Below are 650 nucleotides of genomic sequence, written 5' to 3' on the forward strand. Positions count from 1 at the left end.
CCCTATGGCTCGGGCCTCGGCGGCGGCGGCTTCTTCCTCCTGCGCACGGCCGGCGACCGGCCGAGCTACGACTTTCTCGATGCCCGCGAGCGCGCGCCGCTGCAGGCCAAGGCCGATATGTACCAGCGCCAAGGCAAGGCGCAGCGCGAGCTGTCGCTCAACGGCGCTCTGGCCGCCGCCATCCCGGGGCTGCCGGCGGCGCTGGTGGAGCTGGCTGAACGCCACGGCCGCCTGCCGCTGAAAACCAGCCTGGCCCCGGCCATTGCCCTGGCCAACGAGGGCTTCGCCGTCGACCGCGTCTACCGCGAGCGCGCCGCCTGGCGACTGGCGGCGCTGCGCGACGATAGCGAAAGCGCGCGGCTGTTCCTCGACCGCGGCGAGGTACCGGCCGAGGGCTATCGGCTGCGCCAACCGGAGCTGGCCGCCACCCTGCAGACGATCGCCGCCCAGGGCCACGCCGGGTTCTACGCCGGCCACCTGGCCGAGCGCCTGGTCGCCGGTGTGCGCAAGGCCGGCGGCATCTGGAGCCTGGACGACCTGAGGGAGTACCGCAGCGTGCGCCGCGCACCGCTGCGTTTCCCCCTGGCGGACGGTCGCGAGCTGATCAGCGCGCCGCCGCCCTCGGCCGGCGGCGTGGCCCTGGCGCAGAG

General features: G+C 74.9%; 1 protein-coding gene. It reads left to right on the plus strand.

What is annotated here, in order from left to right:
• Positions 1-650 (plus strand): gamma-glutamyltransferase (locus N878_RS24615; protein WP_021446133.1); only part of this gene is annotated, 650 nt, incomplete at both ends.

This window comes from Pseudomonas sp. EGD-AK9 (assembly GCF_000465935.2).
In the GTDB taxonomy this organism is placed as follows: domain Bacteria; phylum Pseudomonadota; class Gammaproteobacteria; order Pseudomonadales; family Pseudomonadaceae; genus Aquipseudomonas.